Here is a 7,195-nt window from a genome sequence, read left to right as displayed (position 1 = left end):
CGGCGCACGTCCCACCACCCCCGCACCGGACCCGCCGGCCCTCCCGGCACGCGCCGGCGACCGTGCGTCCGCCGACGGGGCGACAACGGGCGGCTCCGCCACGAGCGGTTCACCTCCGCACCCACTCGTTCTGCTAGATTGGTTCCTCGATTGGTCTATACCACATGACGCCATTCTCCAGATCGGCAGGCACAGCGTGGAAGTTGTCATCGTCCCGGACGCCGCGGCAGGCGGCGAACTCATCGCGGAGGCCATCGCGGCCCTGCTGAGCCGCAAGCCCGACGCCCTGCTCGGCGTTGCCACCGGCTCGACCCCGCTGCCCATCTACCGCGCCCTCGAGGCGAAGGTCCGCTCCGGCGCCGTGGACGCGTCCCGCGCCCGCATCTGCCAGCTCGACGAGTACGTCGGGCTGCCCGCCGGCCATCCCGAGTCCTACCGTTCGGTCGTCCTGCGGGAGGTCGTCGAACCCCTCGGCCTGCCGGAGAGCTCCTTCATGGGCCCGGACGGCACCGCCGAGGACGTCCAGGCCGCCTGCGACGCCTACGACAGGGCGCTCGCCGAGGCGGGGGGCGTGGACCTCCAACTGCTCGGCATCGGCACCGACGGGCACATCGGGTTCAACGAGCCCTGCTCCTCGCTCGCCTCCCGGACCAGGATCAAGACGCTGACCGAGCAGACCCGGGTCGACAACGCCCGCTTCTTCGACGACGACATCGACCAGGTGCCGCGCCACGTCATCACCCAGGGCATCGGCACGATCCTGGAGTCCCGTCACCCCGTGCTGCTGGCCACCGGCGAGGGAAAGGCCGAGGCGGTGGCCCGGACGGTCGAGGGGCCGGTCGCCTCGATCGTCCCGGCGTCGGCACTCCAGCTGCACCCGCACGCCACGATCGTGGTCGACGAGGCGGCGGCGTCCGAGCTGAAGCTGGCGGACTACTTCCGGGCCACGTACGCGGCGAAGCCCCGGTGGCAGGGGCTCTGACGCCCACGCCGGGATCGAGCGGGGCCACCGCCGGGGTGCGGTGCCGGGTACCGCGCCCCGCGGCGGTGCCGCCGGCCGCCGGCACTCCGCGTCGGCTCTCCGCGCCACTCCGCGGCCCACGGCACCGGGCCCCCGGCCCCGGGCTCCGGCCCGCTCCGGACGGGGGCCCGGCTCCCGCCCGGCCGTGGACGGCGGCCGCACCTTGACCGGCACGACGAGAGGGCCTACGCCTTGAGCGCCCCGGTGACGACCTCGGCCGCGGCAACCCCGCAGACCCGGGCGGCGCCGTACGTGGCGACGTGCAGCGCTCCTCTGGCCGGCGCCTCGGGCAGCCCCATCTCGACCACGACCGTGTCGGGCCGTGCCGCCAGCAGCCCGTCCAGCGCCTGGCCCATCCACGCGTGGCGGTGCTCGTCGCGGACGACGGCGACGAGCCGTCGCTCCCCCGCCGCCCGCAGCACCTCGTCCACGGCCGCGGAGCCGTAGGTGCCGCTCTCCGTGCCCGGAAGGATCCGCGACAGCTCGGCCGCGACGCCCCACGGGGTCTCGGCGCCCACCGCGATGTTCGCGACGGGGGTGAACGCGGCGACGTACGCCGGCTCCGCGAGGGGATCGCCGCCACCCGTCACCCGCACCGCACGGCGGGCGGCGGCCAGTCCGACGTCACTCCTCACCCCGGTGCCGGGCGCGGTCCCCTCCTGCACCGCCGCGCCCGGCTCCGGAACAGCCCCCCTGACCCGCCGCGTCCAGGACGCGAGGGCCCGTACCCGGGCGGCGGCGTCGGCCAGCCGCTCCTCGGACAGTTCGCCGGTCCGCACCGCGGCGACCAGTGCGTCCCGCAACCGCAGCACGGTGTCCTCGTCCGCGAGTCCGCCGCCCACACAGATGGCGTCGGCGCCCGCCGCGATGGCGAGGACGGAGCCGCGCTCGATCCCGTAGGTGCCGGCGATGGCGTCCATCTCCATGCCGTCGGTGACGATCAGGCCGTCGTACCCCAGTTCCCGGCGCAGCAGGCCGGTGAGGATCTGAGGGCTCAGCGTCGCCGGCCGGGCGGGGTCGAGCGCAGGAAGCAGGATATGGGCGCTCATCACGGATTTGGAACCCGCCGCGATGGCCGCCCTGAAGGGCACCAGCTCACGGGCGTGCAGGGTCTCCAGATCCACGTCGATGCTCGGCAGCGCGAGGTGCGAGTCGACGGCGGTGTCGCCGTGACCGGGGAAGTGCTTGGTGCAGGCCGCGACTCCGGAGGCCTGCAGGCCCTCGACGTACGCGGCCGTGTGGCGGGCGACGAGGTCCGGCGCCGGGCCGAAGGAGCGGACGCCGATGACCGGATTGCCGGGGTTGGAGTTGACGTCCGCGGACGGCGCCCAGTTGAGGTTGACGCCGCACTCGGCCAGCCGGCGGCCGAGCTCCCGGGCGACGGACCGGGTCAGGTCCACGTCGTCGACGGAGCCGAGGGCGAGATTGCCGGGGAAGGAGGAGCCGTCCCGGACCTCCAGCCGGGTGACGTCACCGCCCTCCTCGTCGATCGCGACGAGGATGTCGTCGCGCTCGTCCCTCAGGCGGGCGGTGAGCGCGGCGAGCTGCTCGGGCGAGTGGATGTTCCGGCCGAACAGCCCGACGGAGGCCAGGCCTTCGCCGACCCGGCGCAGCAGCCAGTCCGGCGCGGTGGTCCCGGTGAAGCCGGGCTGCAGGACGGCGAGCGCGTCACGTGTGACGGTGTCCGTGGTGGATACGAGCATGGTCATGGGGCGCGTCATCCCTTCACGGCGCCGGAAGTGAGTCCCGTGGCCATCTTCCCCTGGATGATCATGAAGAAGATGACGACCGGGACGGAGATGAGCGTGGAGGCCGCCATCAGGGCCCCGTAGTCCGTGCCGCGTTCCGTCGTGAAGGTCATCAGCCACACGTTGAGCGTGTACTTGGAGTTGTCGTTGATCAGGATGTAGGCGAAGAGGTACTCGTTCCACGCGTTGACCAGGGCGAAGATGGAGGCGGCCGCGAGTCCGGGTGCCAGCAGCGGGAAGATGACCCGGCGGAAGGCCCCCATGCGGGTGCAGCCGTCCACCATCGCGGACTCCTCGAGCTCCACCGGGATGTTGATGACGAAGCCGCGGATCATGATGGTCGCGAAGGGCAGCGTGGAGACGAGGTAGACGACGATGAGGCCCCAGTACTCGTCGATGCCCCCCAGCGCGTTGAGCTGGAGGTAGATCGGGATCAGCATCGCGGTCGGCGGCAGCATCTGGACCAGGATCATGACCATCATCAGCGCCTTCCGCCCGAAGAAGCGGAAGCGCCCGATGGCCAGGGCCGCCAGGGTGGCGATGACCATGCCGCCGACGACGGCCGTGACGGAGACGATGAGGCTGGACTGGATCGCCGTGGCGAAGTTCTCCTGCTTCACCGCGCGCGCGAAGTTGTCGAAGGTGAGGGAGGACGGCCACAGCGTCTGGTCGTAGGACCGGATCTCGTGGTTGGGACGCAGCGAGCTGACGATCAGCCAGTAGACCGGGAAGGCCATGAGCGCGGCCGTGACCAGGGCCAGGATGTTGTAGCCGAGGCGGTTCTTCCTGCGGTCGGGCCGCAGCACCTGGGCCGGGGTGTTCGTGGGCGTGGAGGCGCTCATTCGACCTCTCCCGTCTTGATCAGCTGGCGCAGGTAGTAGACGGCGACGCCGGAGAGCATCAGCACGGTGATCAGCGCGATCGCGCTGCCCTGGCTGAAGGAGGTGGACTCGAACGCCTTGGAGAAGGAGTAGAGGCCGAGCGTCTCGTAGTCGGGCTCGGGCTTGTTGCCGCGCAGCAGCCAGATCTGGCCGAAGACGTTGAAGTCCCAGATGACCGAGAGCGTGGCGACCATGGTGAAGACCGGCTTGATGACCGGCCAGGTCACGTAGCGGTAGACGCCGAACGCGGAGGCTCCGTCGAGGGCCGCCGCCTCCTCCAGCTCCTTGGGGACCTGCGTGAGGGCCGCGTACATCGTGATCACGACGAACGGGATGGCGCCCCAGACGACCAGCAGCGTGATGATGCCGAAGCCCTGCCAGGGGTCGAGGAACCAGTTGTGGCCGAGCCACTTGTCCTCGTCGCCGGTGATGTCGGCGAGCAGCGTGTTGATCAGCCCGTAGTCGGAGTCGGCGAGCCAGCGGAACACCGACGCGGCGACCATGAGCGGCATGGACCAGGCGGCGATCAGCGCCACCGTGAGGGTGAGCCGCACCCAGGTGGACAGCCGCAGCATCATGAGGGCGATCAGCAGGCCGATGCCCATCGTCAGCACCACGCAGATGGTCATGAAGACGACCGTCCGCCCGGTGACCGACCAGAACTCCGGGTCACCCAGGATGTTGGTGAACTGCTCGAAGCCGACCCACGGGGTGTCCCCGTTGCCCCAGAGCGCCGCCCGCCCCAGGTCCTGGAAGGACATGATCACGGTCTTGACCAGCGGGTAGACGTAGACGGCGGCGATCGCCAGGATCGCCGGCAGGATCAGGAAGTAGGGGAGCAGCTCCCCCTTCCTCCGCGGCTTCCTGGGGCGCGGCCCGGCGGCGTCCTGCCCGGAGGGCGAGGACGGCGAGGAGGGCGGGGTCCCGATCTTCTCCGGGGCACGGGGCACGGAGGGTACGGGAGGTACCGGCGGCCCGGCGGCCTGGGTGTCGGCAGCAGTCACGTGACTGACCTTCCATCGGGATTCCGGGGGTCTGCACCCGGGAATCACGGCGTTCTCGACCTAAGAAAAAGGGGGCGGGGGCCCGGTGTCCGCCGGTCCCCCGCCTGGAGAGCCGAAGGCTCAGGCCTACTTGTTGATCAGTTCGTTGATCTTGCCGTCGGCCTTCTTGGCCGCGTCGGCGACCGAGGCACCCTTGAGGATCTCCAGGAGCATGTTCTCCAGGACCTCCTCCTTCTCGATCGAGGTCCAGCCCGGCGCGATCGGCGTGAACCAGGCGTCCGGGACCGCGTTGGCGACGGCGGCGGTCTCGGGCTTGGACTTCAGCGGCTCGAGCTGCTTCTCGTTGTTCGGCAGGATGTTCTTGCCGGTGAGGACGTTCTGCGACTTCTCACTGGTGAAGAGGGAGACCCACTCCTCGCCCAGGTCGGTGACCTTGGACTTCGCGGTCACCGCGAGGTCCGAACCGCCGATGAAGGAGGGCAGGGCCTTGCCGTTCGGGCCGGGCATACCGGCCGTCCCGATCTTGCCCTCGAGCTTCGGGTTGCCGTTGTTGGCACCGTCGACGACGGAGCCGGCCTCCCAGCCGTTGCCGTAGATCAGGGCCGCCTTCTCGTTGGCCATGACGTTGGCGTGGTCCTGCTCGTCCTTCGTCTGGTCGGCCTTGTTGTACTTCTTGACCAGGTTGACGAAGTGCTCGATGCCCTTCTGGGACTCGGGGGAGGAGAGGTTGCCCTTCCACTCCTTCGCGCCCTCGTCGTACTCGGCGATGGATCCGCCGTAGCCCGCGACGTAGGACATGGCGGCGTACCAGTAACGGCCCGGCAGGTAGAGGGAGGAGAAGCGCTTGTCCTTCTTGCCGTACTCGGCCGAGACCTTGTCCAGGGCCGCGAGCATCTCGGTCTCGGTCTGCGGAAGGGCGTCGCTGCCGGTGCCCTTCTTCAGCATGTCCTTGTTGTAGATCGCGACACGGGCACCCGCGTAGTAGGGCACGCAGAACTGCTTGCCCTCGAAAGTACAGGTGTCCTTCAGACCCTTGATCCAGGTGTCCGAGTTGTCGTACTTCTTGGGGTCGATCTCAGCGAGGGCGCCGTTGAGGATGTACTGCATCGTCTCGGTGTTGCCGAGTTCGACGACGTCCGGGAACTTGTCGCCGCCGAGAGCCGTGTCGAGCTTCTTGGCCTTGTCCGCCCACTGCTGGTACTGGACGTCGACCTTGACCTTCGGGTACTTCTTGTTGAACTGCGCGTTGACGTCCTTGACCAGTTCCGGCCACGTGCTCTGCGCGTCGACCATGAGCCAGACCGTCAGGTTCTCGGTACGGTCCTTCGGGTCCTTCGAAGCGTTGTCATTGCTGTCCCCACCACACGCCGCGATACCGGACATCATCGCTGCGACGCCTACCGCCGCTATGAGCTTGCGCTTCATGCCACACCCTCCTCAGGGAACCAGCAACCCCCCGCCCACCGCGAAGACGTACGCCTGGTACTGCCTGTGGGGCTGGGACCTGGTCTTTAATGGTTTAGACCAGTACCGGGAGCTTGGCCTAGACCTTTAGGGGTGTCAAGGGTGTATAAGAAGTGCACTCGCGTCCGTTATAGGACCGACACCTAAGGGATGGCGACGACCCGTTACCGGACCGTGCCACCATGTGAGCCGCTACAGACGGAGGAGCCGGTGACGGCAGCAACGCAGCAGTCGGAAAGGCGGGCCATGGGCGCCGACGGGGGCAGCAGCACGAGCGAGAGCGGTGCGGGTGCGCGTACGGCACGCGTCCCCAAGTACTACCGGCTCAAGCGCCACCTCCTGGACATGACCGGCACCATGCCGCCCGGCACCCCGGTGCCCCCGGAGCGCACCCTGGCCGCCGAGTTCGACACCTCGCGCACCACCGTCCGCCAGGCACTCCAGGAGCTGGTGGTGGAAGGCAGACTGGAGCGCATCCAGGGCAAGGGCACCTTCGTCGCCAAGCCGAAGGTCTCCCAGGCGCTCCAACTCACCTCGTACACCGAGGACATGCGCGCACAGGGACTGGAGCCGACATCCCAGTTGCTGGACATCGGATACGTCACCGCCGACGACACCCTCGCGGGGCTGCTGGACATCACGGCCGGCGGCAGGGTGCTGCGGATCGAGCGGCTGCGTCTGGCCAGCGGCGAGCCCATGGCCATCGAGACCACCCACCTTTCGGCCAAACGCTTCCCCGCGCTGCGCCGTTCGCTCGTGAAGTACACGTCGCTGTACACGGCCCTGGCCGAGGTCTACGACGTGCGTCTCGCCGAGGCCGAGGAGACCATCGAGACCTCGCTCGCCACACCGCGTGAGGCGGGGCTGCTCGGGACGGACGTGGGCCTGCCGATGCTCATGCTGTCCCGTCACTCCGTCGACGGACACGGCGAGCCGGTCGAGTGGGTCCGCTCCGTCTACCGAGGCGACCGCTACAAGTTCGTGGCCCGCCTGAAGAGGCCCACCGACTGAAGGTGCCGGCCGCCCGACATGACTGATCCCCCCGCGACCGCGGGCGAGGGGGAGTGCCTGGGGGTG

The 7,195-nt window shown here is 69.3% G+C and carries 6 protein-coding genes; 2 read left to right on the top strand and 4 right to left on the bottom strand.

The features are described from left to right. Nucleotides 1-196: 196 nt before the first annotated feature. Nucleotides 197-982: a glucosamine-6-phosphate deaminase gene (gene nagB, locus ABZ371_RS26525; protein WP_358684040.1), complete on the top strand. Its 786-nt coding sequence runs from the start codon at nt 197-199 to the stop codon at nt 980-982. A gap of 224 nt (nt 983-1,206) precedes the next feature. Here the strand turns inward: nagB and ABZ371_RS26520 are convergent, their stop codons facing one another. The 4 genes from ABZ371_RS26520 to ABZ371_RS26505 all read right to left on the bottom strand — a co-directional run bounded on the left by ABZ371_RS26520 (nt 1,207) and on the right by ABZ371_RS26505 (nt 6,079). Continuing rightward, a complete protein-coding gene (locus tag ABZ371_RS26520; protein WP_358684039.1) occupies nt 1,207-2,730 on the bottom strand; it encodes a glycoside hydrolase family 3 protein in 1,524 nt (507 codons plus the stop codon). A gap of 8 nt (nt 2,731-2,738) precedes the next feature. Further along, nucleotides 2,739-3,611, bottom strand: coding sequence for a carbohydrate ABC transporter permease (locus ABZ371_RS26515; protein WP_358684037.1), 873 nt, complete (start codon nt 3,609-3,611; stop codon nt 2,739-2,741). Beyond that, entirely contained in the window at nt 3,608-4,654 is a 1,047-nt protein-coding gene (locus tag ABZ371_RS26510) for a sugar ABC transporter permease (RefSeq protein WP_358684035.1), read from the bottom strand. The genes ABZ371_RS26515 and ABZ371_RS26510 overlap by 4 nt, the downstream gene beginning before the upstream one ends. 126 nt (nt 4,655-4,780) lie before the next feature. After that, nucleotides 4,781-6,079 (bottom strand): sugar ABC transporter substrate-binding protein, encoded by a 1,299-nt coding sequence (locus ABZ371_RS26505; RefSeq protein ID WP_358684033.1) that lies wholly within the window; start codon nt 6,077-6,079, stop codon nt 4,781-4,783. A gap of 285 nt (nt 6,080-6,364) precedes the next feature. Between ABZ371_RS26505 and ABZ371_RS26500 the strand changes: the two genes are divergently transcribed. After that, nucleotides 6,365-7,129: a GntR family transcriptional regulator gene (locus ABZ371_RS26500; protein ID WP_358684042.1), complete on the top strand. Its 765-nt coding sequence runs from the start codon at nt 6,365-6,367 to the stop codon at nt 7,127-7,129. The last annotated feature ends 66 nt before the right edge of the window (nt 7,130-7,195 follow it).

This window comes from Streptomyces sp. NPDC005899, from assembly GCF_040629645.1.
GTDB lineage: Bacteria > Actinomycetota > Actinomycetes > Streptomycetales > Streptomycetaceae > Streptomyces.
The sequence above is the reverse complement of the archived record's forward strand: the minus strand, read 5'-3'. Positions and strand labels throughout refer to the sequence as shown.